The organism is Nocardioides sp. B-3 (genome assembly GCF_024703895.1).
Taxonomy (GTDB): Bacteria; Actinomycetota; Actinomycetes; order Propionibacteriales; family Nocardioidaceae; genus Nocardioides.
This window is the reverse complement of sequence record NZ_CP087968.1, coordinates 2,608,279-2,632,554: the sequence shown is the minus strand read 5'-3', so window position 1 is coordinate 2,632,554 and position 24,276 is coordinate 2,608,279. Positions and strand designations below refer to the sequence as shown.

28 protein-coding genes and 9 pseudogenes are annotated in these 24,276 nt (G+C 70.0%); 19 read left to right on the top strand and 18 right to left on the bottom strand.

Annotated features, from left to right (window positions below):
- Nucleotides 1-24 precede the first annotated feature (24 nt).
- The 5 genes from LP418_RS17525 to LP418_RS17505 are packed head-to-tail and all read right to left on the bottom strand — an operon-like array spanning nt 25 to nt 1,590.
- Nucleotides 25-306 carry an ATP-binding cassette domain-containing protein gene (locus LP418_RS17525; protein WP_257953029.1) on the bottom strand — a complete coding sequence of 94 codons (282 nt, stop codon included), beginning with the start codon at nt 304-306 and terminating at the stop codon, nt 25-27.
- The gene (locus LP418_RS17520; protein ID WP_257953028.1) at nt 284-706 is read right to left on the bottom strand and encodes an ATP-binding cassette domain-containing protein; all 423 of its coding nucleotides are present in this window, start codon (nt 704-706) and stop codon (nt 284-286) included. The genes LP418_RS17525 and LP418_RS17520 overlap by 23 nt, the downstream gene beginning before the upstream one ends.
- Nucleotides 703-921 carry a hypothetical protein gene (locus LP418_RS17515; RefSeq protein WP_257953027.1) on the bottom strand — a complete coding sequence of 73 codons (219 nt, stop codon included), beginning with the start codon at nt 919-921 and terminating at the stop codon, nt 703-705. The genes LP418_RS17520 and LP418_RS17515 overlap by 4 nt, the downstream gene beginning before the upstream one ends.
- On the bottom strand, nt 921-1,226 hold the full coding sequence (locus tag LP418_RS17510) for a PadR family transcriptional regulator (protein WP_257953026.1): 306 nt from the start codon (nt 1,224-1,226) through the stop codon (nt 921-923). Before LP418_RS17510 ends, LP418_RS17515 begins: the two co-directional genes overlap by 1 nt.
- Before the next feature lie 22 nt (nt 1,227-1,248).
- Nucleotides 1,249-1,590, bottom strand: a complete 342-nt coding sequence (locus LP418_RS17505; RefSeq protein ID WP_257953025.1) for a gamma-glutamylcyclotransferase family protein — start codon at nt 1,588-1,590, stop codon at nt 1,249-1,251.
- Between the two features lie 59 nt (nt 1,591-1,649).
- Here LP418_RS17505 and LP418_RS17500 point away from each other — a divergent pair.
- Together LP418_RS17500 and LP418_RS17495 are read left to right on the top strand one after the other, a co-directional pair.
- A pseudogene (locus tag LP418_RS17500) lies at nt 1,650-1,808 on the top strand (MerR family transcriptional regulator); the annotation flags it as partial.
- Between the two features lie 315 nt (nt 1,809-2,123).
- Nucleotides 2,124-3,167, top strand: a pseudogene (locus LP418_RS17495) (NAD(P)-dependent alcohol dehydrogenase).
- 21 nt (nt 3,168-3,188) lie between these two features.
- On the opposite strand, the gene LP418_RS17490 reads toward LP418_RS17495, so the two are convergent.
- From LP418_RS17490 to LP418_RS17480, 3 genes are read right to left on the bottom strand one after another with little or no spacing between them, the layout of a single operon-like run.
- A complete protein-coding gene (locus tag LP418_RS17490; protein ID WP_257953024.1) occupies nt 3,189-3,806 on the bottom strand; it encodes a hypothetical protein in 618 nt (205 codons plus the stop codon).
- A 50-nt stretch (nt 3,807-3,856) separates the two neighbouring features.
- Nucleotides 3,857-4,198, bottom strand: a complete 342-nt coding sequence (locus LP418_RS17485) for a DUF2200 domain-containing protein (RefSeq protein WP_257953023.1) — start codon at nt 4,196-4,198, stop codon at nt 3,857-3,859.
- Nucleotides 4,195-4,509: a hypothetical protein gene (locus LP418_RS17480; protein WP_257953022.1), complete on the bottom strand. Its 315-nt coding sequence runs from the start codon at nt 4,507-4,509 to the stop codon at nt 4,195-4,197. Before LP418_RS17480 ends, LP418_RS17485 begins: the two co-directional genes overlap by 4 nt.
- A 79-nt stretch (nt 4,510-4,588) precedes the next feature.
- On the opposite strand from LP418_RS17480, the gene LP418_RS17475 reads away from it, so the two are divergent.
- The 13 genes and pseudogenes from LP418_RS17475 to LP418_RS17410 all read left to right on the top strand — a co-directional run bounded on the left by LP418_RS17475 (nt 4,589) and on the right by LP418_RS17410 (nt 13,379).
- Nucleotides 4,589-4,732 (top strand): hypothetical protein, encoded by a 144-nt coding sequence (locus LP418_RS17475; protein ID WP_257953021.1) that lies wholly within the window; start codon nt 4,589-4,591, stop codon nt 4,730-4,732.
- Between the two features lie 61 nt (nt 4,733-4,793).
- Nucleotides 4,794-5,000 (top strand): hypothetical protein, encoded by a 207-nt coding sequence (locus LP418_RS17470; protein ID WP_257953020.1) that lies wholly within the window; start codon nt 4,794-4,796, stop codon nt 4,998-5,000.
- Nucleotides 4,940-5,242 (top strand): annotated as a pseudogene (locus LP418_RS17465) (AMP-binding protein); the annotation flags it as partial. The gene LP418_RS17470 and the pseudogene LP418_RS17465, both read left to right, overlap by 61 nt.
- 88 nt (nt 5,243-5,330) lie before the next feature.
- On the top strand, nt 5,331-6,068 hold the full coding sequence (locus LP418_RS33730; protein ID WP_442939939.1) for an AMP-binding protein: 738 nt from the start codon (nt 5,331-5,333) through the stop codon (nt 6,066-6,068).
- Nucleotides 5,968-6,789: pseudogene (locus LP418_RS33725) on the top strand (glycerophosphodiester phosphodiesterase family protein); the annotation flags it as partial. The gene LP418_RS33730 and the pseudogene LP418_RS33725, both read left to right, overlap by 101 nt.
- A 257-nt stretch (nt 6,790-7,046) precedes the next feature.
- Nucleotides 7,047-7,346: pseudogene (locus tag LP418_RS33720) on the top strand (hypothetical protein); the annotation flags it as partial.
- A 6-nt stretch (nt 7,347-7,352) separates the two neighbouring features.
- Nucleotides 7,353-7,475, top strand: a complete 123-nt coding sequence (locus tag LP418_RS17450; RefSeq protein ID WP_257953018.1) for a hypothetical protein — start codon at nt 7,353-7,355, stop codon at nt 7,473-7,475.
- 24 nt (nt 7,476-7,499) lie between these two features.
- Nucleotides 7,500-8,330: a hypothetical protein gene (locus LP418_RS17445; protein WP_257953017.1), complete on the top strand. Its 831-nt coding sequence runs from the start codon at nt 7,500-7,502 to the stop codon at nt 8,328-8,330.
- A complete protein-coding gene (locus LP418_RS17440) occupies nt 8,257-8,544 on the top strand; it encodes a hypothetical protein (protein ID WP_257953016.1) in 288 nt (95 codons plus the stop codon). Before LP418_RS17445 ends, LP418_RS17440 begins: the two co-directional genes overlap by 74 nt.
- Before the next feature lie 186 nt (nt 8,545-8,730).
- Entirely contained in the window at nt 8,731-8,892 is a 162-nt protein-coding gene (locus tag LP418_RS17435; RefSeq protein WP_257953015.1) for a hypothetical protein, read from the top strand.
- An 88-nt stretch (nt 8,893-8,980) separates the two neighbouring features.
- Complete coding sequence (locus tag LP418_RS33715) at nt 8,981-10,525, top strand: MMPL family transporter (protein WP_442939938.1); 1,545 nt, start codon at nt 8,981-8,983, stop codon at nt 10,523-10,525.
- Entirely contained in the window at nt 10,461-10,796 is a 336-nt protein-coding gene (locus LP418_RS17415) for an MMPL family transporter (RefSeq protein WP_257957077.1), read from the top strand. Before LP418_RS33715 ends, LP418_RS17415 begins: the two co-directional genes overlap by 65 nt.
- Nucleotides 10,797-10,851: 55 nt before the next feature.
- Nucleotides 10,852-13,379, top strand: a pseudogene (locus LP418_RS17410) (bifunctional FO biosynthesis protein CofGH).
- On the opposite strand, the gene LP418_RS17405 reads toward LP418_RS17410, so the two are convergent.
- The 7 genes and pseudogenes from LP418_RS17405 to LP418_RS17375 form a co-directional block, all read right to left on the bottom strand.
- Nucleotides 13,352-13,495, bottom strand: coding sequence for a hypothetical protein (locus tag LP418_RS17405; protein WP_257953014.1), 144 nt, complete (start codon nt 13,493-13,495; stop codon nt 13,352-13,354). The pseudogene LP418_RS17410 and the gene LP418_RS17405 sit on opposite strands and share 28 nt — an antisense overlap.
- Complete coding sequence (locus LP418_RS17400; RefSeq protein ID WP_257953013.1) at nt 13,474-14,556, bottom strand: endonuclease/exonuclease/phosphatase family protein; 1,083 nt, start codon at nt 14,554-14,556, stop codon at nt 13,474-13,476. Before LP418_RS17400 ends, LP418_RS17405 begins: the two co-directional genes overlap by 22 nt.
- Before the next feature lie 77 nt (nt 14,557-14,633).
- Complete coding sequence (locus LP418_RS17395; RefSeq protein ID WP_257953012.1) at nt 14,634-15,074, bottom strand: hypothetical protein; 441 nt, start codon at nt 15,072-15,074, stop codon at nt 14,634-14,636.
- On the bottom strand, nt 15,071-15,331 hold the full coding sequence (locus tag LP418_RS17390) for a hypothetical protein (protein WP_257953011.1): 261 nt from the start codon (nt 15,329-15,331) through the stop codon (nt 15,071-15,073). Before LP418_RS17390 ends, LP418_RS17395 begins: the two co-directional genes overlap by 4 nt.
- A gap of 26 nt (nt 15,332-15,357) precedes the next feature.
- The gene (locus LP418_RS17385; protein ID WP_257953010.1) at nt 15,358-17,298 is read right to left on the bottom strand and encodes an ABC transporter permease subunit; all 1,941 of its coding nucleotides are present in this window, start codon (nt 17,296-17,298) and stop codon (nt 15,358-15,360) included.
- On the bottom strand, nt 17,279-17,950 hold the full coding sequence (locus tag LP418_RS17380) for a substrate-binding domain-containing protein (protein ID WP_257953009.1): 672 nt from the start codon (nt 17,948-17,950) through the stop codon (nt 17,279-17,281). The genes LP418_RS17385 and LP418_RS17380 overlap by 20 nt, the downstream gene beginning before the upstream one ends.
- Nucleotides 17,865-18,509 (bottom strand): annotated as a pseudogene (locus tag LP418_RS17375) (substrate-binding domain-containing protein); the annotation flags it as partial. The pseudogene LP418_RS17375 and the gene LP418_RS17380, both read right to left, overlap by 86 nt.
- A gap of 181 nt (nt 18,510-18,690) precedes the next feature.
- Here LP418_RS17375 and LP418_RS17370 point away from each other — a divergent pair.
- The 4 genes and pseudogenes from LP418_RS17370 to LP418_RS31080 all read left to right on the top strand — a co-directional run bounded on the left by LP418_RS17370 (nt 18,691) and on the right by LP418_RS31080 (nt 21,449).
- On the top strand, nt 18,691-19,320 hold the full coding sequence (locus tag LP418_RS17370; protein ID WP_257953008.1) for a MarR family winged helix-turn-helix transcriptional regulator: 630 nt from the start codon (nt 18,691-18,693) through the stop codon (nt 19,318-19,320).
- Nucleotides 19,224-19,628 (top strand): annotated as a pseudogene (locus LP418_RS31090) (ROK family protein); the annotation flags it as partial. The gene LP418_RS17370 and the pseudogene LP418_RS31090, both read left to right, overlap by 97 nt.
- Nucleotides 19,629-19,858: 230 nt before the next feature.
- Nucleotides 19,859-19,984 (top strand): annotated as a pseudogene (locus LP418_RS31085) (hypothetical protein); the annotation flags it as partial.
- Between the two features lie 148 nt (nt 19,985-20,132).
- Nucleotides 20,133-21,449 carry a malate synthase gene (locus LP418_RS31080; RefSeq protein ID WP_336276093.1) on the top strand — a complete coding sequence of 439 codons (1,317 nt, stop codon included), beginning with the start codon at nt 20,133-20,135 and terminating at the stop codon, nt 21,447-21,449.
- A gap of 117 nt (nt 21,450-21,566) precedes the next feature.
- Here LP418_RS31080 and LP418_RS17360 read toward each other — a convergent pair whose 3' ends face one another.
- The 3 genes from LP418_RS17360 to LP418_RS17350 all read right to left on the bottom strand — a co-directional run bounded on the left by LP418_RS17360 (nt 21,567) and on the right by LP418_RS17350 (nt 24,189).
- Nucleotides 21,567-22,088 (bottom strand): molybdopterin-dependent oxidoreductase, encoded by a 522-nt coding sequence (locus LP418_RS17360; RefSeq protein WP_257953006.1) that lies wholly within the window; start codon nt 22,086-22,088, stop codon nt 21,567-21,569.
- Nucleotides 22,089-22,178: 90 nt separating this feature from the next.
- On the bottom strand, nt 22,179-23,489 hold the full coding sequence (locus tag LP418_RS17355; RefSeq protein ID WP_257953005.1) for a guanine deaminase: 1,311 nt from the start codon (nt 23,487-23,489) through the stop codon (nt 22,179-22,181).
- Nucleotides 23,386-24,189: an XdhC family protein gene (locus tag LP418_RS17350; RefSeq protein WP_257953004.1), complete on the bottom strand. Its 804-nt coding sequence runs from the start codon at nt 24,187-24,189 to the stop codon at nt 23,386-23,388. The genes LP418_RS17355 and LP418_RS17350 overlap by 104 nt, the downstream gene beginning before the upstream one ends.
- Nucleotides 24,190-24,276: the final 87 nt, after the last annotated feature.

Genomic DNA, 24,276 nt, shown 5'->3' with positions numbered 1-24,276 from the left:
GGGTCAGGGTCAGAGCCGGGCGGATCATGAGGTCACCGGCGCAGCCTCGACCGCGCCGTCACGGATGACGACCTCACGGTCCGCGCTCGCGGCGACCTTGTTGTCGTGGGTGACCATGACGACGGTCGCGCCCGTGTCTCGCGCCGTGGAGAGCAGCGCCGACAGGACTCGCTCGCCACTGACCGTGTCGAGCGAGCCCGTGGGCTCGTCGGCGAAGATCACTCGCGGGCCGGTGACCGGGGCACGCGCGATCGCCACGCGCTGCGCCTCACCGCCGGACAGCTCACCGGGGAGCGCATCGGCCATGGCCAGCGCGTCGAGGCGCTCGAGCCAGCCCCGGGCGAGGGTGTTGGCCGCGGCGCGCCTCGTGCTTCTCCGGGAGCAGCGGCAGGGCGACGTTCTGCCCTGCGGTCAGCTCGGGCACGAGCTGACCGAACTGGAGCACGAGTCCGAACTCGCGCCTGCGCAACCGGGTGCGGTCGCTCTCCGAGAGGTCGGTCAGGTTGCGCCCGTCGAACCAGATCTCGCCGGCCTCGGGCCTCAGGACGCCGGCCGGGCTGAGCAGCAGCGTCGACTTGCCGCTGCCGGAGGGCCCGGTGACCGCGACGACCTCGCCCTCGTCCACCGCGATCGAGGTCCCGCGCAGGGCCTCGGTCCGGCCGAACGCCTTGCGCACAGCGCGGGCCTCCACGATTGCGGCACTCATGGACGAACCTTTCGTCGTGCGGCCACCCGGGCGGCCGCCGTGTCCAACCAACGCAGGTCTGCGTCGAGATGGGAAATGGTGTGGTCGACGGCGATCTGCTCGTCCGCGTCGGCCGTTGCCGACTGGAGCGCGACGAGCTCTCGCATCCGAGCCAGGTGCACTGCCCGCTGCCGACGCAGGAACTCCCCCGCGTCGGAGCCCACATGGAGGGACATCACCGTCTTCCTGACCGGGTCGTCAGCGGCATACGGCCCTGCCTGTTCGGGCTCCTCGAGCCACGCCGCCAGTGACTTCTCCCCGCGGAGGTCAAGGCGTACGTGGTCCGTTCGGGGCCGCCGTCCTGCGACGTCTCGGCCACTTCGACCAGTCCGTCGCGCTCCGGGCGCGACAACGTGGAGTAGACCTGCCCGAAGGCCAGTGGCTTGGCGCTCGGGAACCGGGCATCGTGCTCCCGCTTCAGGTCGTAGCCATGCGCAGGCCCGGCGGACAGGACGCCGAGTAGGACGTGACCGATGCTCATGCGGCGACTATACACACAGTGACTACTCCGAGTGAATAGTCTCCCTGTTGACGTAGACGTGGGCCTCCACGGGACCGTCGTCGCCCACCGCCCGGACGCTGACTCGCTCGTAGCCGACACCCTCGAACTCGTCGAGTCGCGCCCAGTGCTCCTCGAGGTGCTCGGAGACGAACAGCAGGCCGGCGACCTCGGCGGCGTCGTCGTCGAGCTCGAGCGCGGCGTAGCCGTGCTCGAAGCCCCAGCCCTCCTCGACGAGCCTGCCCCTGACCGTGGCGGACTCCCAGTGGCCCTCGATGTCCTCGAGGACGTGCTCGTTGGGGCGGCCGGGCGCGAGGGTGCCGTAGACGAAGAGGCGCTGGATCACGAGCCAAGCGTCCCGCACGCCTTTGACTTCAAGCACTTGAAGTTCCTACGTTCGACGACGTGACCACGCGCAGCTACACGATCAAGGAGGCGGCAGCCCTGACGGGCCTCCCGGCCAGCACCCTGCGCTACTACGAGTCGGTCGGCGTCATCGACCACATCACCCGCGGCGAGAGCAGCAAGCACCGCGTCTACGACGAGGCCGACCTCGACCGGCTGATGTGGGTCGCCTGCCTCGCTGCCACGGGCATGTCCGTGGCCGACATGCGGGCGTACGTCGCGAACGGCGCGCTGGGTCCGGTGGCCGCCAACGCCCGGGTCGCGCTGCTGACCGCCCAGCAGGAGCGGCTCAGGGTCGAGGCGGAGCACATCGCCGTCCGCCAGCGCTACGTGCGGCTCAAGATCGACTACTGGCAAGCCATCAACGCGGGCGACGACGCCCCCGGCCCAACAGCTCAGCGGCGAGGCACGCGTCATCGCCGACGAGCTCAAGCGGCCCCCCACACCATGACATCCACGAAGGAGCACCACCCGATGAACGTCAACGCCTACGCCGCACCCGCTGCCGGTCAGCCCCTCGCCCAGATCACGATCGAGCGCCGCGAGGTCGGGGCCAACGACGTGCTGATCGCGATCGAGTTCGCCGGCATCTGCCACTCCGACATCCACACCGTCAACGGCGACTGGGGCTCGCAGCCCTTCCCCGTCGTGCCCGGCCACGAGATCGTGGGCACCGTCGCCGAGGTCGGCTCCGGCGTGACCCGGCACCGGGTCGGAGACCGCGTCGGCGTCGGCTGCATGGTCAACTCGTGCGGCGAGTGCGCTCACTGCAAGAACGGCGACGAGCAGTTCTGCGTCCGGGGCATGGTGGGCACCTATGCCGCCAAGGACCGCGACGGCAGCACCACCCCGGGGCGGCTACTCGACGCACGTCGTCGTCGACGCCGACTACGTCCTGACCGTCCCCGACGGCATCGACCCCGCTGCAGCCGCACCCGCTGCTGTGCGCGGGCATCACGACGTACTCACCGCTCAAGCGCTGGGGCGCCGGTCCGGGCAAGAAGGTCGCCGTCGTCGGTCTCGGCGGGCTGGGCCACATGGCCGTCAAGATCGCGCACGCGATGGGCGCCGAGGTGACCGTGCTCTCGCAGTCGATGAAGAAGCAGGAGGACGGGCTCCGCACGGGTGCCGATCACTACTACGCGACCAGCGACCCCGCCACGTTCAAGGTCCTGCGCAGCTCGTTCGACATCATCATCAACACCGTCAGTGCGCCCATCAACGTCGATGCCCACCTCGGGCTGCTGACGGTCAACGGTGCGCTCGTCAACGTCGGCGCGCCCGCCGAGCCGCTGAGCCTGAACGTCTTCAGCCTGCTCACCAACGGACGCTCGTTCGCCGGCTCGATGATCGGCGGCATCCCCGAGACCCGGGGAGATGCTCGACTTCTGCGCCCAGCACGGCATCGGCTCCGAGATCGAGATCATCTCGGCCGACCGGGTCAACGAGGCCTACGAGCGCGTCCTCGCCTCCGACGTGCGCTACCGCTTCGTGATCGACGCGAGCACGATCGGCTGAGGCCTGCGCCCCGGCAGGGAGTCATTCGGCGCCGAGCGAGTCGGAGACCTCGATCCGCTGCTCGTGCTGCACGCGGACCGACCCGGCGTAGCCATCGACGAAGCCCACGACGACCTCGTAGGCGTCGTCGGCGGGCGTGCGGAGCTTGAACGTCCGGGAGTTCTCGGGCGGATGGTGTTCCTCCGCGCTGAGAGACAACGTGTCGGGGTCCGCGGCGTAGACCGTCGCCGCTCCGCGGCGTGCCAGCACGATCGCGGCCTCCCGAGTCGTCGACGTCGGCTCGGGGCGGCCGACGAGTGCCAGCAGGTCGCGGAAGGCGCGCGTCACCCCGTCGGGAGGTGCCTGCAGGTCGGCCGTCGTGCCGGTCGTGACGAGCAGCCCGATCTCCGGGGCGCCCGGGCTGGCGCCCCAGCTGGTGTGCCACCGGTGCTGGTGGAGGGAGTAGTGACGTGGCGGACCGGAACGCACGTGCAGGACCGGCTCCAGCGCGCCGAGCACGAGCTCCTCGTCCACTGGCTCCTGGACCGAGACGTCGAGCAGGAACTGCTGGTCGGGCAGGTCCTCCGGACTCGCGCGGTAGCCGACACGGACCCGGACCACGTCCAGCCGGCCGAACGTGAGCAGCGCCTGATTGCCCATGTCCTCAGCGTTGATCGTCGAGACCTACAGGTCAAGCACCGCGCGGGCAGCTACGCCCGCGGCACCTTCTCCATCGCCTTGCCCTTCGCCAGCTCGTCCACGAGCTTGTCGAGGTAGCGGATCTGCTGCATCAACGGATCCTCGATCTCCCGGACCTTGTGACCGCAGATGGAGCCGGTGATCAACGACGCCTTCGGGTTGATCGACACCGACGCGAAGAAGTCCTCGAAGGTCGTCTCGGCCGCGATGTGCGCGGCCAGCGCCTTCTCGTCGTAGCCCGTCAGCCACTCGATCACCTCGTGCAGGTCGGCGACCGTCCGCCCCTTCTTCTCCACCTTCGTCAGGTAGTGGGGATACACGGATGCGAAGCTGACGGTGAAGATCCGGCTCATGCGCGGCGCTCGTGCAGTCGTTCCTGCGCGGCCGCGAGATAGGCCGAGCAGGGCGCCTCGACGCCCGGGTGCTTCTCGACCGGGTGGAAGATCCAGCGGTCCATCGCGGCCATGTAGCCGTTGTCGCCGCCGGGGCGGTAGGTCGACCGGGCGCGAGGACGGGTGCCTCCCCGACGCGATGTTGCGGCACGCGGTGCACGCGATCTTGTAGGAGAACTGTTCCCTGGGAGTCCGAGTCGATCTTGACCGTCGCCGGGGAACCGGCCTCGACTGAGGCCTTGCGCTCTGCGCGCTGATCGGCTCGCCACCATGCGTTTCGTCGTCCTGTCGTATTCCGCGGACCCCGTTCGTGATCCTAACGAGAGTACGAGACGACGCGGAGGCACGACCATGTGGGACACCGTCCAGACCAACACGATCCATCTGTCGCACGACCTGCCGTGCCCGCGCTGCGGGCACGCGGCCCACACCTTCCTCGCGTGCGGCGACTCCTGCGACTGCGCCTCGACGCCGATGCCGGGCTTCGACCCCTAGCCAGCGCCCCCTCGGGTGGACGAGGATCGTGGCGCCGATCACACCCCGAGGGAGCACACAGATGACCGACGACGTCCTGACCCACCGCGCACGGATCGAGGAGCAGGTCGGCGGTCGCACACTCATCGACGCCTTGGCGGGTACGGCGACGGCGTACGCCGACGAGGCGGCGTACAGCGACAAGCACGACGTGCCCGAGGGAGAGACCTGGCGCACCCTGACTGGCGCGAGACCCGGGAGCTGGCGCTCGACGTCGCGGGGGCGCTGATCGAGGTCGGGGTCGCGACCGGCGACACGGTCGCGATCATGGCCACCAACCGGATAGAGCACATGGTCGCCGACATGGGCGGCGTGCACGCAGCGGCGACCCCGATGTCGATCTACAACACCCTGTCCCCCGAACAGGTCGCCTTCATCGCCGCCGAGTCTCGACCGAAGGTGGTCATCGTCGAGACGCAGGACCACCTCGACCGCTGGGCGCAGGCGCTCGACGGAGTGGCGAAGGTCGTCGTCATCGGCGACGCCACGGTGCCCGAGGGTGGAGCGACGTGGGACGACTTCGTGGCCAGCGGGAAGGCCCATCGAGAAGCCAGTCCCGATGCGATCGAGGAGCGGCACGCCGCCCCGGGACCGGGACGCCCCGGCGACGATCCTCTACACGTCGGGCACGACCGGCAATCCCAAGGGCGTCGTGCTCACCCACCACAACGTCGTCTACGAGGCACTGAGCACCACGGAGGCAGCCGGCCTCGAGCCCGGCCAACGCCGGGTGTCCTACCTCCCGCTCGCGCACATCGCCGAGCGGGTGCTGAGCCTCTACGGACCGCAGGTCGTCGGCAGCCACTCCTACTGCATCGGCGATCCCGCCGAGCTGCTGGCGACGCTCGGCGAGGTCCACCCGACGGCGTTCTTCGGCGTCCCGCGGGTGTGGGAGAAGATCAAGACCGGCATCTCGGCCAAGCTCGCCGCCGACCCCAACCCGGACAACGTCAAGCTGGTGCAGGACTCCATGGCCGCCGGTCTCGCGTGGGTGCAGGCCCGGGAGGTCGGGGGCGTGATGACGCCCGAGATCGAGGCTGCCTACAAGCAGGCGGACGAAGCCATCCCTGGGCTTCCTGAAGCTGCTGCTCGGACTCGACCAGGTCACCCGGGCCGGCTCCGCGGCAGCGCCGATGCCGATCGAGGTGGCGAAGTTCATGGCCGGGCTCGGGCTCAAGGTCTTCGACGTCTACGGCATGACCGAGACCTGCGGTGCGGTGACCGCCAACGGCCCGGCGGGCTTCCGGCTCGGCACGGTCGGCCGCGCAACGCCGGGCATGGAGGTCACGCTGGGTGAGGACAACGAGGTGCTCGTCCGCGGGCCCGTCATCACGCCCGGCTACCACCAGCAGGAGCAGGCGACGCGCAACCTCATCGACGCCGACGGCTGGGTGCACACCGGCGACATCGGCAGCCTCGACGAGGACGGCTTCTTCGCGATCGTGGATCGCAAGAAGGAGCTGATCATCACGAGCGCCGGGAAGAACATCGCGCCGTCCAACATCGAGAACTACCTCAAGGAGTCGCCGCTCGTGGGCCACGCGATGGCCATCGGCGACAACCGGGCCTACATCGTCGCGATCCTCACCCTCGACGGCGAGATCGCACCACTGGTGGCCGCGCAGCTCGGCATCGAGACCACCGACCTCGCCGAGCTGTCGCAGCACCCGCAGGTCCGCGCGATGGTCCGGGACGCCGTCGACAAGGCCAACGCACGACTCTCGCGGCCCGAGCAGGTGAAGTCGTGGGAGCTGCTGCCGCACGAGTGGACCGCCGAGTCGGAGGAGCTCACCCCCGACCCTCAAGCTCAAGCGCCGCGTCGTCAACAAGAAGTACGCCGACGTGGTGAGCGGCCTCTACGACTCGTGACCTTCGACCTGCAGGCGCACCGTGGCGGCGCCGGGCCCCACCCGGAGAACACCCTCGCGGCGTTCGGCGCTGCGCTGACACTCGGTGTCTCGACGCTCGAGCTCGACGTCCACCTCACCCGCGACGACGACGTGGTCGTCAGCCACGACCCGGCGCTCGCAGACGCCCGCCTGATCCGGCACCTCGGGCGCGCTGACCTGCCGCCGTCGATGCCGCTGCTGCGCGATGTCGCGGCGCTCCTCGGAGGAGCGCGAGGCGGTCGACGTACGCATCAATCTCGAGATCAAGTTCGACGCGCTCGCGGCCTCGGAGCTCACGTCGCGGGACGAGTTCGTGGCGGTCACCCTCGACGCGATCCGCATCGACGGACTCGTGGAGCGGACGTCCGTCCAGTGCTTCGACTGGGGTGTCATGCGCCCGGTCGGCAAGGAGGAGCAGGGCGTACGCCGCAACCTGCTCGTCTCCCCGAAGTACCTCAAGCCCGCGGCGGACGGACCGTCGCGCTGGTTCTGACGGCCCGGACGTGGCGGCGGAGTTCGTCGTCACCGCGGCGGAGCAGGGGTTCGACGCCATCTCCCCCATCCACGGCAGCCCGTTCCTGTCCGGCGTCGACGATGCGGCATACGTCCCCTTCGCCAACGGCGAGCTCGTCGATCGCGCACACGAGGTCGGCCTGCAGGTCATCCCGTACGTCGTCGACGACCCGCCCACGATGGCCGCGCTCATCCGGCTCGGCGTCGACGGGCTGATCACGAACTACCCCGACCGGCTCCGCGAGGTGCTCGATGCCCGGGGACTGCCCTTGCCGACGTCGTTCCCGCCGTGCAACCTTTGACGGCATGTCGGCGTCAGAGCAGTCATGAAGCGAATCGTGGCCGTGCTGGCCGTTGCACCCTTGGCCCTCACCCTCCTCGGATCCAGCGCCCGGGCGCAGGAACAGGGCCCTGCCCGGACGATCTTCGACGTCTCCGACCCGGAGACGGGCACCGCACCCAAGCTGGTGTGGACCGAGCAGCAGGGGTCGAAGACCGTGATCCACGGCAGCGGCGGCACCACGACGATCACCGGCGACGTCAACGCGATCGCGCCGACGGGCTCTGGCTACGTCGTCCAGACCTTCGACACCGTCGACCCCAACGGTCGGCCGATCACCCGATGGATCGGCGCCGACGGCACGGCGGGCCGATCCAGCTGGCGCACCGGCTACGGCCTCGCGACCTCGCCCGACGGGGAGGCGGTCGCGTTCACGACCCGGCGTGGCGGCGTCAAGGTCATCGACCGGGACGGTGACCGCGTGCTGCGCATGCCGTCCATCCCGAGCAAGCAGTTCGGGACGCCCGCCTACGTCACCAACGGCTATTGCAAGGAGGACGAGACCAGCAACGGCTGCGCCGTCCCGGTCAACTCGTCGCGCAGCCGCCAGAGCTGGGCGGTGTCCTCCCACGGCATCGTCGACACCACCGGGTTCCCCGCGATCAGCGCCGGTCGAGGACGCTGGCTCGGCGCGTACACGAACTTCAGCGACACCGGCTCGTGCAGCGATGACGCGCAACCGGAGGATCAAGTGGCGCACGTGCGACAACGCCTTCAGCGACATCTCCCCCGACAAGCAGCACGTGCTCGGCACCCCGGCCTACGCCGACGGCTTCGGCCCGACGACCCTCGACGTGCTCGACCTCCGCTCGGGTGAGCCCGAGCGCACCTTCGCCAGCACCCGCAAGGCCACGACGACCTACTTCGACGAGGTCTGGGAGGACGCGACGCACATCCCGGCCGTGACCTACCGGGGCGGGGAGTTCGCCATCGTGCGGCTCGGTCTCGACGGTTCGATGGAGTACGCCGTCGCGCCGGTCGCCGACCCGGACGGGGACATGGAGTCGCCGTTCCGCCTCCAGACCCGCTGAGCCTGCCCAACCTTGGGTAACCCTGAGAACCCTGAGTCGCACTCAGGGACTATCCGGATGCGCAATGTCGGTGCTCTCCGGTTGACTATTCCGCATGCATCGACAGATCGCCGGCTCGCTCACCGGCCCCACCACCAAGTGGATAGTGCTCATCGCGCTCGGCTGGCCATCGCTGCCGGGTCCTCCATGTTCGCCTCCAAGCTGATCGACGTCCAGAACAACGAGGCCTCCTCGTGGCTGCCCGAGAGCGCCGAGTCCACCCGCGCCCTCGAGAAGCTCGGCGCCTTCCGGGACGTCAACGCGATCCCCACCCTCGTCGTCTACCAGCGCGACGGCGGGCTCCTCTGACGCTGACCGCGCGGCCATCGAGGAGCAGGCGACGGAGTTCGCCACGCTCGACGGCATCGAGTCGCCCGCCGAGGGCCGCCCGCCGGCGGTGATCAGCCCGGCCACGGCCGAGCAGATCGGCTTCCCGGCGATCTCCGAGGACGGCGAGGTCGCCCAGACCTCGGTGACGTTCGACTTCGGCAAGGACGGGTGGAACGCGCTGCCCGACGCGGCCGACGACCTCCGCGGCATCGCCGACATCGACGGCGTCAGCGTCTACATCGCCGGCATGGGTGGCCGGGCGGCCGATGCCGCCGAGGCCTTCGGTGGCATCGACACCACGCTGCTCTTCGCCACCCTCGGCGTCGTGATCCTGATCCTGCTCTTCACCTATCGCAGCCCCGTGCTCTGGATCCTGCCGATCATGTGCGCCGGCATCTCCCTGTTCACCTCGCAGGCGCTGATCTACTTCCTCGTGAAGTACGCCGACCTGACGGTCAACGGGCAGTCGCAGGCCATCCTCACGATCCTCGTCGTGGGAGCGGGCACCGACTACGCCCTGCTCCCCGGTGGCGCGCTACCGAGAAGAGCTCCGCCGCCACGAGGACCGGCACGAGGCCATGGCCTTCGCCCTCCACCGGGCAGCACCGGCCCTCTTCGCCAGCGCCGCAACCGTCGTCCCGGGCATGCTGTGCCTGCTCTTCGCCGAGATGAACTCCACCGCGGGCCTCGGCCCGGTGGCGGCGATCGGCATCGCGGTGACGGTCCCTGGTCATGGTCACCCTGCTGCCCGCGCTGCTGGTCATCACCGGTCGCTGGATCTTCTGGCCGCGCCGCCCCGCGTTCGGCTCCCGCCGAGCCGACGCAGACCGGCTTCTGGGCCAAGGTCGGCCGACGGATCGCGCCCAACCCGCGCCGCGTGTGGGTGGGCACGAGCGTGATCCCGGCCGTCTGCTGCCCGGGGCTCTTCACGCTCGACACCAACGGGCTCTCGACCGAGGACACCTACACCAAGGAGTTCGAGTCGATCACCGGCCAGAAGATGCTCGTGGAGCACGGCCTCGTCGACCAGTCCAACACTGTGGCCGTCGTCGCCAACGCCGAGCAGGGTGACGCCGTCGCCGCCGCCATGAAGGGCGTCGACGGCGTCGAGGAGCCCAAGGCACCGATGGTCAAGGACGGTGTCGCCTTCATCGAGGCGGCGATCGACTCCGACCCGTCCTCGCCCGCTGCCTTCGAGGCGGTCGAGTCGGTGCGTGACGCAGTGCATGCGGTGGACGGCGCCGACGCACTCGTGGGCGGTGGATCCGCGTTCTACCTCGACACCAAGGAGGCGGCCAACGCCGACAACGTGCTGATCATCCCGATCATCCTGCTCGTGGTGTTCCTGATCCTGATGGCACTGCTGCGCTCGGTGCTGGCTCCGTTGATCCTGATCGGCACCGTCGTGCTGTCCTTCGGGGCCGCCGTCGGCATCAGCTCGGTGCTGTTCAAGTACGTCTTCGGGTTCGCCGGGTCCGACCCCGGGTTCCCGTTGTTCGCCTTCGTGTTCCCTGGTGGCCCCGGGCATCGACTACAACATCTTCTTGATGACGCGAGTCCGCGAGGAGACGATGCACCTCGGCACCCTGCAAGGGATCACTGGTCGCCCTGACCTCGACCGGCGGCGTGATCACCAGCGCCGGCCCGGTGCTGGCGGCCACCTTCCCCGGTGCTGGGGACGATCCCGGTCGTCTTCCCTGGCCCAGCTCGGGGTCGCGGTCGCGCTCGGCGTCATCCTCGACACGATGATCGTGCGGTCCGTCCCGGTGACGGCGATCAACATGGACCTCGGCGGCAAGATCTGGTGGCCGAGCAAGCTCGACAGCGACGACCACCGGCTCACCACCGCCGAGATCGAGGCGCCGATCGAGACGGTCCACTGACCGGTCATTCACATGCGTTGATCCACCGCGTCCGGCGGGCTGGAAGGATGTGGCCATGGAGGCCACCCCCGCCCAGATCCGCCGGGCGCTGGTGTGCGCCGGAACGCGGTGCGGCGCTCGACGTCGAGGAGGCCGCCGCCCTGCTGGCGGCTCGCGACGAGTCGCTGGACCGGCTGTGCGCGGTGGCGGCCGGGGTGCGCGATGCGGGACTGGTCCGCGCCGGCCGACCGGGCGTGGTGACCTACTCCCCGAAGGTGTTCATCCCGATCACCCGGCTGTGCCGCGACCGCTGCCACTACTGCACGTTCGTCACGGTGCCGGGCAAGCTGTCCTCGCCGTACCTCTCCCCCGACGAGATCCTCGCCATCGCCCGCGAGGGCGCGGCGCTGTGCTGCCCGGAGGCGCTCTTCACCCTCGGCGACCGACCCGAGGACCGTTGGCCCGAGGCGCGGGTGTGGCTCGACGAGCAGGGCTACGACTCGACGCTCGACTACATCCGGGCGATGGCGATCCGGGTGCTGGAGGAGACCGGGCTGCTGCCGCACCTCAACCCCGGCGTCATGTCGTGGGAGGAGATGACGCGCCTCAAGCCGGTGTCGCCCTCGATGGGGATGATGCTCGAGACGACGTCGCGCCGACTGTTCGAGACGAAGGGCGAGGCGCACCATGGCTCGCCCGACAAGGACCCCGCCATCCGTCTCGCGGGTCCTCGAGGACGCCGGCCGGCTGTCGATCCCCTTCACCACCGGGCTTCTCGTCGGCATCGGCGAGACCTTGACCGAGCGCGCCGAGACGATCTTCGAGCTGCGACGGATCGCGAAGCTCTACGGCTCGATCCGAGAAGTCATCGTCCAGAATTTCCGGGCCAAGCCCGACACCGCGATGCGGCACGCCGACGACCGGGGCTGGCCGACTACCGCGCGGCCATCGCGGTCTCGCGGATCCTGCTCGGCCCCACGATGCGGATCCGGGCGCCGCCCAACCTCGTCGACAGCTCCGAGTGCCGCGCGCTGCTCGACGCGGGCGTCGACGACTGGGGCGGCGTCTCGCCGCTCACGCCCGACCACGTCAACCCCGAGCGCCCGTGGCCCTCGATCGAGCGCCTACGAGCGGTCACCGCCGAGGCAGGGTTCGACCCGGCGCCCCGGCTGACGGTGCACCCGCACTACGTGCGCCAGCGCACGCCCCCGGCTCGACCCGCGCCTCGACGCCCACATCGACGCACTCGCGCTTCCCGACGGGCTCGCGCGCATCGGCGTACGACCCGTTGGACTGCCGTGGCAGGAGCCCGACGCGGGGCTCGAGGGCACGGGTCGCACCGACCTGCACGCGACCATCGACACCGAGGGCCGCACGAAGGATCGCCGCGAGGACTTCGACAGCGTGTACGGCGACTGGGAGGCCCTGCGAGAGGTAGTCCAGTGGCAAACGGCTGCCGAAACGTCTCAAACGCAGCCGTCTGGCACTGGACTACCCCGGGATTCCGAGGGGTACGCCGCACTGCGGGCCGCGGAGGAGGACCCGGCCGGCCTCAGTAACGACCGGGCGCTGGCGCTGATGACCGCGGAGGGCGACCTGCTCACCCGGGTCTGCCGCCTCGCCGACGACCTGCGGCGCGAGACCGTCGGCGACGACGTCACCTACGTCGTCAACCGCAACATCAACTTCACCAACATCTGTTACGTCGGCTGCCGGTTCTGCGCGTTCGCGCAGCGCAAGACCGACGCCGACGCGTTCTCCCTCTCCCCGGAGCAGGTCGCAGACCGGGTGCAGGAGGCGTGGGAGCTCGGCGCGACCGAGGTCTGCATGCAGGGCGGCATCGACCCGGAGCTGCCGGCGTCGGCCTACTTCGACCTCGTCTCCGCGGTGAAGCAGCGGGTGCCCGACATGCACGTGCACGCCTTCAGCCCGATGGAGATCGTCAGTGGTGCCGCACGCACCGGGCTGTCGATCGAGGACTTCCTGATCAAGGCCCGCGAGGCCGGCCTCGACACGATCCCCGGCACGGCCGCGGAGATCCTCGACGACGAGATCCGCTGGGTGCTGACGAAGGGAAAGCTGCCGACGAAGACCTGGATCGAGGTCGTCTCCACCGCGCACAGGGTGGGCCTGCGGTCGAGCTCGACGATGATGTACGGCCACGTCGACAACCCACGGCACTGGGTGGCGCACCTGCGGGTGCTGCGCGGGATCCGGGACGAGACGGGCGGCTTCACCGAGTTCGTGCCGCTGCCCTTCGTTCACACCAGCTCACCGATCTACCTCGCCGGCGTCGCCCGCCCCGGCCCGACCCTGCGCGACAACCTCGCCGTGCACGCGATGGCCCGGATCATGCTGCACGGGTCAATCCCCAACATCCAGACCAGCTGGGTCAAGCTCGGCGTCGAGGGCACCCGCGCCATGCTGCGCGCGGGCGCCAACGACGTCGGCGGGACGCTCATGGAGGAGACGATCTCGCGGATGGCCGGCAGCGAGCACGGGTCGGCCAAGACCGTCGCCGAGCTCGTCGAGATCGGCGCCGGCATCGACCGACCCGTCGTGGAGCGAACGACGACCTACGGGCGCAGGTCCACCCACACCTGACGGTGGTCGGAGGTCGGCACGAACGGGAAGTTGCCGGTCAGGTAGTAGTACGGCTGGTCCGACGTCGGCCAGAAGATGCCGGATCCGAGGATCTTCAGGTCGCTCGAGGGCAGCACGTAGTCGGCGCGCAGGTTGCCCGGACCGCAGCACAGCCGGTCGTCGAAGTCGGCCGTGTCGAAGCGCGGGTGCGACTCGTGGGACAGGTTGGCCGCTCCCTGCAGCTCGGCCGCCCGGGTGCCGCCGGCCGACTTGGGGTCTTCGCGTCGTTGACGCGCGGGTGGTCGAGGAGGAGCTGCGCCGAGCCGGGCACCGAGTCGCCGTCCAGCGGGTCTGAGTTCTGGTCGCCGGCGATCACGAACCGCTCGGTGGCCGGCAGTCCGCCGTACACACCGGAGTCGTCGTAGATGTAGTCGGCTCCGGAGACGTAGTCGGCCCAGAAGCGGATCTCGTCGTGGTTGCGGGTGCCGTTGCGGTCCTCGGGACCGTCGAAGACGGGCGGCGTCGGGTGCGACACGAGGAAGTGGATGGTGGTGCCGTCGACGTCGATCGGCATGTCCCAGTGGGACTTGGACGAGAGGCGTACGTCGTCGAGCTCGTCTGCGGAGAACCAGTCGGCAGGCTCCGGGGTGGCCGGGTTGTCGGGCAGCATCGCACCGGGCATGTCGGCCCAGCGGAAGGTCTGGAAGGTGCGGACCGCATCGGTGTCGATGGGGAACTTCGAGTAGACGACCATGCCGTACTGGCCCTCGAAGAGGCCGAAGCCGTAGGCGTCGTTGCCGCCGCCGATCGAGCCGTTGTTGTCGAGGTCGTGGCCGCTCGGGACACCGGTGTTGGACGGCGCGATGTAGGCGTAGGGGTAGTCGATCGGCTGCGAGCCGTGGTGCGAGACCTCGAGGTAGTTGTCGCGGAACAGGTCGACGGCCTCGGGGGCGTGGTCGAACTCGTTGACCAGCAGGACGTCGGGGCGCACGCGCTGGATGGTCTCGGCGACGTTGGCCGCCTGCACGTTGCCCGGAGTCGAGAGGTCGGCGACCAGCTGACCGGCGGCGTTGCGGTTGAGCGACGCGTTGAACGTGGAGAAGCGGACGTCGCCGGTGTCGCCCGCTTGAGCGACCGGTGTCATCACGAGGGGTACGGCGGCGAGCAGTGCGGCAGCGAGCAGGGTCGGGCGCTTCATGGGTCGGTCCTCCGAGTGGGTGAGGGACAAGACCTTCACCGTAGGCACTCGACGTGGCCTGTGGGTGAACGGAGCGGTCAGATCAGCCCGAGCTTGGCGCACCGCTTGGCGGTGTCGCCCGCGCACAGCTCGGCCAGTGTCATCGCACCGGAGGCGACCACGACGGTGGTCAGGTCGTTGACGGTCACCTCGACGGACTCGAACAGCCACGACGGCACGCCCTCGTGGTCGACCGACTCCCCCACCGGTTCGTCGGCCAGCTCGCCGACCGCGACGTCGGCGGCCCGGTCGCTCATCGCCGCCGCGGGGATGTAGGAGAAGCTCTCGCGGTCGCGGGTGATGACCTCGCGAGCCGCCTCCGAGTCGCTGGTCACGCCGCTTGCCGGCGTGGCGGGATCGGCCACGCCGACGAACCAGTCGGCGCCGGGCACGAGCGTGCCGTAGGCCATCACCGGCACCTCCCCGGCCTGCTGGACGAGCGACTCGGCCAGCTCCGGGTCCACCGGGTCGAGGATCACCGGAGGTCGGCGTCGACGAGCGCCCGGTCGAACAGCTCCGCCTGCGTGTCGGCATCACCGCCCGCGTCGAAGACCTCGACCGTGCACCCGTCGCAGATCTCCGCGACCCGTTCCTCCAGCCCCTCGACGTCGAGGGGCTGGCCGACCTGCGTCGCCTCGTCAGCGGCCGGGACCGCGATCACCGTCGACTCCACGGCGGAGCAGCCCGAGAGCACGCTCGTGGCGAGCAGGCAGCAGACCAGCAGGAGGCTTCGCATGACGGGCACATGGTGTCACCCGGCCACTACCCCCGACCACTCGACGTGCGGAGCCTGCGCGAGACGGAGTCGATCGCCACGGCGAGCAGCAGCACGCCACCGGTGACCATGAAGCGCACCGACGAGTCGACTCCGACCGGGTTGAGCCCGGTCTGGATCGCCTGCAGCACGATGATGCCGAGCATCGTGGAGTAGGCCGAACCGCGTCCGCCGAACAGCGAGGTGCCACCGATCACCGCCGCCGCGATGGCGGTCAGGTTGGTGTCGGTCGTGCCGCTGGCTCGGGACACGCTCGTCTGCAGGCCGGCCGCGAGCAGGCCCCCGACAGCGGCAAGCATCGAGCACAGTGCGAACACGGAGAAGTAGACGCGGCCCACCTTGATGCCGGAGCGTCGCGCGGCCTCCTCGTTGCCACCGACCGCGAAGACGTGCCGTCCCTGTGTCGTACGGCGGAGCGCGAGGTCCATCAGGACGACGAGCAGCACGAAGAAGAGCCAGAGGTAGGACCAGCCGCGGTCGATGTTGACGTAGTAGGTCAGCAACGCCAGCCCGACCACGAGCAGCCCCGCCTTCACCAGCACCAGTGCCAGCGGCGGCGTGCTCAGCTCGGCGGCGGTGCGCTGGCGGATCGTGAGCAGCTGCGATCCGGCGTACAGGAGACCGATGAGGACGACCGGGACGTAGGACATGGTCGGGCTGAGGAACTCGAACCGGGTGAACTGCACCGAGAACGAGTCGGACGGCAGGTTGATGGTGCCGTTCTTGCCGAGGACGTAGAGCAGCGCGCCCTGGAAGCCGAGCAGCCCGGCCAACGAGAACACGAACGACGGCACGCCCGGGCGTGTGTAGAGCACGGCGTAGAGCGCGCCGATCGCCACTCCCACCGCCATCGCGGCGAGGATCGCGACGAGCATCGACTGCCCGTGCTCGACGAGCAGCACGGCCATCGTCGCAGCGGTGAAGCCGCTGACAGACCCGACGGAGAGGTCGATCTCGCCGAGCAGCAGCACGAGCACGATGCCGAGCGCGATGATGCCGATCGGGGCCGCGAACTGGCTGATCGAGACGAGGCTGCGCGAGGACAGGAAGCGCGGTTCGGCGGAGTAGAAGCCGACGCAGATGATGACCGGGCCGATCACGACCGGCAGGCTGCCGAGCTCGCCGGAGCGCAGCCGGTTCCAGAAGAGGTGGGCGTAGCCGGCGATGCCCCGGGTGCGGATCAGCCGTTCGTCGGCCGGGTCGGCGGCGACGGTGGATGCGGACGGGTCAGCCATGCTGTTCACCCCTGTTGGCGCGTGCGGACACGACGTTGTCGGAGGCGCCCGTGATGGCGGCGACGAGCTCCTCGGTGGTGGCGTCCTCGACGCGGAACTCGGCCGCGTTGCAGGCCCGGGCGGAGCACGACGATGCGGTCGGCCACGGCCTGCACGTCGGCCATGTTGTGGCTGATCAGGATCACGCCCGAGGCCGGTCTCGCGCAGCCGCTCGATCAGGTTGAGCACCTCGGCCGTCTGAGCGACACCCGGGGCGGCGGTGGGCTCGTCGAGCATGACGATCTTGGGATTGCCGACCGGGGAGCGAGCGATCGCGACGGTCTGGCGCTGACCACCGGAGAGCGAGGCGATCGGGATGCGCACCGACGGGATCTTCGCGGACAGGGTGCGGAGCAGGCGCCACGCCTCCTTCTCCATGTGCACCTCGTCGATGAGACCGCCGCGGTGCTTCTCCCGGCCGAGGAAGAGGTTGGCGACGACGTCGAGGTTGTCGCACAGGGCGAGGTCCCGGAAGACAGTCGCGATGCCGAGGGCCCGGGCCTCGGAGGGACCACCGACGGTGATCTTGCGTCCGCCGAAGGTGATGTCGCCCTCGTCGGGGCTGTAGACCCCCGAGATGACCTTGACCAACGTGGACTTGCCGGCGCCGTTGTCGCCGACCGGGGCGACGACCTCACCCGCCCGGACGTCCATGTGGACGTCCGAGAGGGCCTCGGACGGCGCCGAAGCGCTTGGTGACGCCGGCCGGGGACAAGACGATGTCCCCGGCCGGCGACGGTGCTGCCTGTGCGGTGGTCATCAGGAGATGCCAGCCGCCTCGCACGCCTTGGCGTACTCGCCGGTGCAGATGTCCGCAGCGGTGTAGAAGCCGTCCGCGATGATCGTGTCGGCAACATTGTCCTGCGTGACGACGATCGGGGGTGAAGATGTAGGACGTGACGCCCTCGTAGTCACTCTGCTCGATCCCGGTCTCGCTGGTCGCGGGGACCTCGTCACCGTTGGCGAGCGCGACCGCGACCTCGGCGGCCGTCTCGGCCTCGATCGGGATCGGCTTGTAGATCGTCATCTCCTGCTCGCCGGCGAGGATCCGCTGGATCGCGGCGATCTCGGCGTCCTGACCCGTGATCGGGGGCAGCGCGTCGGCCGCGACTCCGCCGCCGGTGAGGGCCGCGACGACACCGCCGGCTCCGGCCGTCGTTGGCGGCGTAGACGCCGTTGATCTGGTCGGCGTCGTACTTGCTGAGCATGTCGTTGACGAACGACTGCGCGTTCTCCGGGCTCCAGTCGGGGTTGTCGTACTCCTCGAGGATCTTGACGCCCGAGGCGTCGAGCACGCTGTGCGCACCGGCCTTGAACTGCGCGGCGTTGGGGTCGCTCGGCGCACCGTTGAGCATCAGGATGCTGCCCTTGTCGCCCATCGCCTCGACGAGCGCCTCGGCCTGCAGCTTGCCGACCGTCTCGTTGTCGAAGGACATGTAGTAGTCGGCCTCGGTGATCAGTCGGTCATAGGCGATGACCTTGGCGCCGGCGTCCTGCGCGGTCTGGACCATGCCGCCCGCGCCGGCACCGTTGACCGGGTCGAGCACGACGACATTGGCACCCTCGGAGATCGCGGTGTCGACCTGCTGGGTCTGCTTCGTCTCGTCCTGGTCGGCGTTGTAGTAGACGACCGTGCAGTCATCGCAGAGGTCGGAGACCGCAGCCTCGAAGAGCGGCTTGTCGAACGCCTCGTAGCGCGTGGTCTTGGACTCGGGCAGCAGCAGCGCGATCACCTTGCCGTCGCTGGCGCCGTCACCGGAGTCGTCGCCGGACTGGGCGTCGTTGGCGCCACAGGCCGAGAGGCCGCCGGCACCGAGGAGGAGTGCAGCGCCGACGGCGGCGATGCGGATGGACGATCGGTTCATGGGTTGTCTCCCGGGGGTGCGGGGCTCGTCGAAGGACAAACCGGACGAGAACGTGGTCCCTAGTGTGCTGAGTCACATGTTTGTCGTCAAGACTTGAATGCAAACTCGTTACATTTGCCGATTGCAATGGTTTTGTGGTGGGTGCTTGACGACAAACCTCCTCATCCCTCACAGTTCCACCATGTCCTCCCCCGGCTCGACGGCGTCTCTGCGCTCCGCCAACCAGCAGCGCGTGGTCGACGTGCTGCGCGCCGGGGGCACCGTCAGCCGGGCCGACATCGCCCGCCAGACCGGGCTCGCGCCGGCCACCGTCTCCAACATCGTTCGCGAGCTCGCGGCCGCCGGCCTCGTCGCCACCGAGCCGGGCAGCGGCCGACGCGGCACCACCGTCGAGCTGGCGCGTGGCGCAGGGCTCGTGGCCGGGATCGACTTCGGCCACAGCCACGTCGCGGTGGCGCTCGGTGAGCTGACCGGCACCCTGATCGCCGAGGAGCGTCGTCGCATCGATTCGGGCCATGCGTACGCCGATGGGCTGGCCGAGGCCAACACCATCCTCGACTCCCTCCCGGCCCCGGGAGGGGCTGTCGCGCTCCATGGTCCGCACCACGGGGCTCGGCCTGCCCGCACCCATGACCAACGGGGTGGTGCGGACCTCGGCCATCTTGCCCGGGTGGGTCGGCGTCAACGCCCGGGACGCCGCGCAGGACGCGCTCGGTGCCATCGTGCACACCGAGAACGACGCCAACCTCGGGGCCCCGGCCGAGCATCGCCGGGGGCGTGGCCCGCGGCCACGACACCTCGTTCTTCGTGAAGGTGTCCTCCGGTGTCGGCGCCGGGATCGTGCTCAACGACCAGCTCTTCCACGGCGCCGGGGGCACCGCCGGCGAGATCGGGCACCTCACGCTCGACGAGAACGGCCCGGTCTGCCGGTGCGGCAGCCGCGGTTGCCTCGAGGCCTACACCTCGACCGTCGCCCTGCAGTCGATGATGGGCCTCCAGCTGCCCGGCGCGACCATCGACGACATCGTCGCTGCCGCCCGCGACGGCAACGTCTCGGCCCTGCGCGCGCTCGAGGACGCCGGGCTCCACCTCGGCTGGGCGCTGGCGAGCGTCGTCAACCTCCTCAACCCTGCCCTCGTCGTCGTCGGCGGCGAGATGGCCCGCGCCGGTGAGCTGCTGCTCGGAGTCGGCCCGCATCGGGCTGCGCCGGCACGCGCTCGACGCCGTCGCCTCCACTCCCGTGGTGGCCTCCGAGCTCGGCGAGCGTGCCTCGCTCGTCGGCGCCGTACTCCTCGCAGCGGAGCGCACGGAGCTCCTCACCGACTGATCGCGGGGCTACGGTGGCGAGCATGGCCATCCCGGACGTCACCGCCCCACCCGTCGCCCGGTCCGAGGAGATCCTCACCCCCGAGGCGCTCGACTTCGTCGCCGCTCTCGACGCGAGGTTCCACCAGCAGCGCGACGAGCTCCCGGCGGCACGCACGGTCCGCCGCAAGCACATCGCCAGCCTCGACTTCCTGCCCGAGACCGCGGAGATCCGGGAAGCCGACTGGACCGTCGCCCCCGATCCCGGCCGACCTGAGCGACCGGCGCGTCGAGATCACCGGTCCGACAGATCCGAAGATGGCGATCAACGCCCTCAACTCGGGCGCCAAGGTCTGGCTCGCCGACCTCGAGGACGCCAACACTCCCCACTGGCGCAACGTGCTCGGCGGCCGGGTCACGCTCCACGACGCCGTGCGCCGGCAGCTCGAGTTCACCTCGCCGGAGGGCAAGGGCTACGCGTTGAAGGACCCCGACCACCTCCCGGTGATCGTGCCGCGGCCACGCGGCTGGCACTTCGACGAGGAGCACGTCACCGCCGACGGGAGGCCCGTCGTCGCGGCGCTGCTCGACTTCGGGCTCTACTTCTTCCACAACGCGAAGGAGCAGCTCTCGCGCGGCAGCGGCGCCTACTTCTACCTGCCGAAGATGGAGTCGCACCTCGAGGCGCGGCTGTGGAACGACGTCTTCACGCACGCCGAGGCGGCGCTGGAGGTGCCGACCGGCACGATCCGCGCGACCGTGCTGATCGAGACCATCACCGCGGCCTTCGAGATGGACGAGATCCTCTACGAGCTGCGCGAGCACATGGCCGGGCTCAACGCCGGGCGCTGGGACTACCTCTTCAGCATCATCAAGAACTTCCGCGACGCCGGGCCGGCCTTCAACCTCCCCGACCGGGGAGCGGTGACGATGAACGCGCCGATGATGAAGGCCTACAGCGACCTGCTGGTGCGCACCTGCCACCGCCGTGGCGCCTTCGCGATCGGCGGCATGGCCGCCTTCATCCCGTCGCGCAGGGACGCCGAGGCCAACGAGCGCGCCTTCGCCAAGGTGCGCGAGGACAAGACCCGCGAGGTCGAGGCCGGCTTCGACGGGTCCCGGGTCGCGCACCCCGACTCGGTCCCGCTGTGTGCCGAGATCTTCGGGGACCGGATCAACCAGCTCGACGTACTGCGTCCGGACGTGGCCGTGTCCGCTGCCGACCTGCTTGCCGTCGACCGGACGCCCGGCGAGCGCACCGAGGCGGGTCTGCGCGGCAACGTCCGGATCGGCATCCTCTACCTCCAGTCGTGGCTCTCCGGCAACGGCGCCGCGGGCATCGACAACCTGATGGAGGACGCCGCCACCGCCGAGATCTCGCGCTCCCGGGTCTGGCAGTGGATCAACAACGCGGCCACGCTCGACACCGGCGAGGTGATCACCCGCGAGCTGGTCGAGCGGATCCCTGGAGGAGGAGTACGCCGCACTGGGGGACGGCGAGCACCTCGCCGAGGCTCGCAGGCTGTTCGCGGAGTCGGCGCTCGCCGAGGAGTACCCCGACTTCCTGACGCTGCCGGCCTACCGCGTCATCCTCGACGCCGGGTTCTGAGCATGAATGTCTTGATCACCCGGTAGAACGGGCGGATCAGCCAACCGGGCACCGTGCCGTGGCGCTCCTCCTCCCAGACCCGTGCCCGCGGGTGGGACTGCAGCACCCGGTCGAGCAACGCCGGTGAGCCCGCGGAGGGCGGGTCAGCGAGCACGTCGATGCGACATACATGCTTGATGTTGGCGTACCCGTACTGCGCTGGGTTGACCCGGGCGTAGCGGGGCGCCGTGATCGCCGTCGAGCGGCCCGCCATCGAGCCGATCTGCGAGCAGGACGTCGTCGGCCATGAGGTCCGACAGCTCAGCCACGAAGTGCTCACCATCGAGGCCGCGCACCTTGACGTGGGTCACGACGGCGCCCGGCAGGACGGCGGCGGCGATGACCCGCCGATAGACGTCGGCGAAGGAGACGCCCTCCCAGTGCAGGCCGGTCACTGACCAGCCTGCGACGCAATGGAAGTCGGCATGGAGCTCGCGGCGGTCAGCGCCGACGAGCTCGTCAACGGTCATCTCGATCGGCGCCGTGAGCGCTCCGCCGAAGACCACTGTCGGATTGTCGCGGACCGTCGGTGCCGGCTGATCGCTACGTCGGCCGAAGCGTGGGAAGAAGTTGATCTCTCGTTGGCCGGGCGGGAGGGCCCCGCGTCGGTGGGTGGTTTCGGTCATGTCGGCCACCGTGGCAGGGCCGGGCATGGTGCGCCTCCACCTCTGGGTGTGAACGTCCTCATCCTCGAGGATGAGGACCTTCACCGGTGCTCAACGACGGAGCGCCCGCACGAACCCGCCCGATGCGATCTGCACGCCGCCGATCCACACGTCCGCGACGTCGGCGTCGCTGGCGAGCGCGAACACCTTGCCCAGCGCCTCGTCCGGCGAGCCCGCGTGCCGCAGCCCGATGTCGAGCGCGGTGCCGACCGGCGGGCGCAGGCAGATCGCGTCGAACTCCTTGCCGACGTCGAAGGTGCCGATGACGTCGCCGAGCCCGAGGGCGGACGCCCCGGCCTGTGTGCTCAGGTGCAGCAGGTGTGCGGGCGTGAGCGCGAATCCCTCGTCGCCCAGCAGGCGCTGCATGAAGTAGGCCTGCAGCCCTTCCTTGAACAGCGAGAACCCGGTTCCCGCTCCCACGTCGGAGCCGAGCGCCACGGGCACACCGGCCGCCGGGTGCTCGCGCAGCGGGAAGAGTCCCGAGCCGAGCGCTGCGTTGCTGCTGGGGCAGTGCGCGATCGCCGTACGGCGATGGGCGAGCACCTCCAGCTCGGAGGCCAGCGGGTGCACGTTGTGGGCGAGGACCGACCGGGCGCCGAGGAGCCCGTGGTGGTCGTAGGTGTTGCAGTAGTCGGATCGGTCGGGGAACTGCCCGGCGACGGAGGTCACCTCGGCCTTGTTCTCGTTGACGTGCGAGGTGAAGAAGGCGCCGTCGACCTCCGCCATGACCGCGGCGCACGCCGCGAGGACGGGGTCGGACGCGGAGAGCGAGAAGCGCGGCGTGACGGCGTAGCGGGCGCGGCCGGTGCCGTGCCAGCGAGAGGCGAGCTTCACCGCGTCCGCGTACGCCGCCTCCGGCGTGGTGAGCAGCGGCTCCGGAAGCATCCGGTCGCTCACGACCAGCCCGCTGGTCAACCGCAGCCCGAAGCGGGCCGCCTCGGTGAAGAGCGCGTCGACGGCGGGTGCGAAGTGCGACCCGAAGACCAGCGAGGTCGTGGTGCCGGCCGCGATCAGGCTGGCCACGAACTCGCTCGCGATCGTCGCTGCATAGTCGGGCGATGCGAGGCGCTGCTCCTCCGGCAGCGCGCACCGGTCGAGCCACTCGAGCAGCGGCATCCCTAGCGCGCCGATGACCCGGACCTGCGGGAAGTGGACGTGCGTGTCGACGAGCCCGGGCAGCAGGATGCCGGCGCGCAGGTCGATCACGGTGTCATCGGGATGGCCCGCGCGCACTGACGCGAAGGACCCCGCGCCGTGATCAATCCGTCGTCCGAGACGGCCAGCCCGAGGTCGTCGTCGTAGCGGGAAGGCGGAGTCGTCGGGGGTGTCGTAGGCGCGGGCGCGGTAGAGGACGGTCTTCATACGCGCGACCGCTCGGCGGCGGCGAACGCGCAGCAGGTCGGCGGCCACCGAGACCGCGATCGTGGCCGGCTCCTTGCCGACGAGCGCCGGATCGCCGATGGGACTGCGGATCCGTCCGATCGTCGCCCGGGTCGTGACCCTCGACGAGCAGGCCCGACCGGAAGCGGGCCCACTTGGCGGCCGAGCCGATCAGGCCGACGCTTCCGAGGTGGCCGCACCTGAGCGCGGCGTCGCAGATCGCGAAGTCCTCGGCGTGATCGTGCGTCATCACCAGCACGTGCGTCCCGGCGGGCACTGCTCCGAGCACCACCTCGGGCACCGGCGAGTGATGCACGTGTACGGCGCCCTGTCCGTCGTCGAGGCACGCGAGCCGTTCGCCCGCGAGCTGGTCACGTCTCGAGTCCACCGGGTGCAGGTCGAGGTCGTGCCGCACCGGGATCCGCGCCAGCTCGAGCCCGACGTGGCCGACGCCGAAGATGGCGACCGCGGGCACGACGGCCAGCGGCTCGAGCAGCACGGTCACCTCTCCCCCGCAGCACTGGCGACCGTGCTCGGTGCGGGTCTTGTCGGTGAGGCCCGGGGTGAGCTGCTCCGGGTCTGACGCGTGCGAGGAGAGGAGGGCCCGGGCACGGACCACCGCCGTCTCCTCCGGGTTGCCGCCGCCGATGCTCCCCCACGTCGCGTCCGAGGAGACGACCATCTTGGCGCCCGCGTCGCGCGGGCGTGCCCGCGCACGTCGGCGACCGTGATGAGCACGCCGGCCTCGCGGCGCTGCCGAAGACGTTGG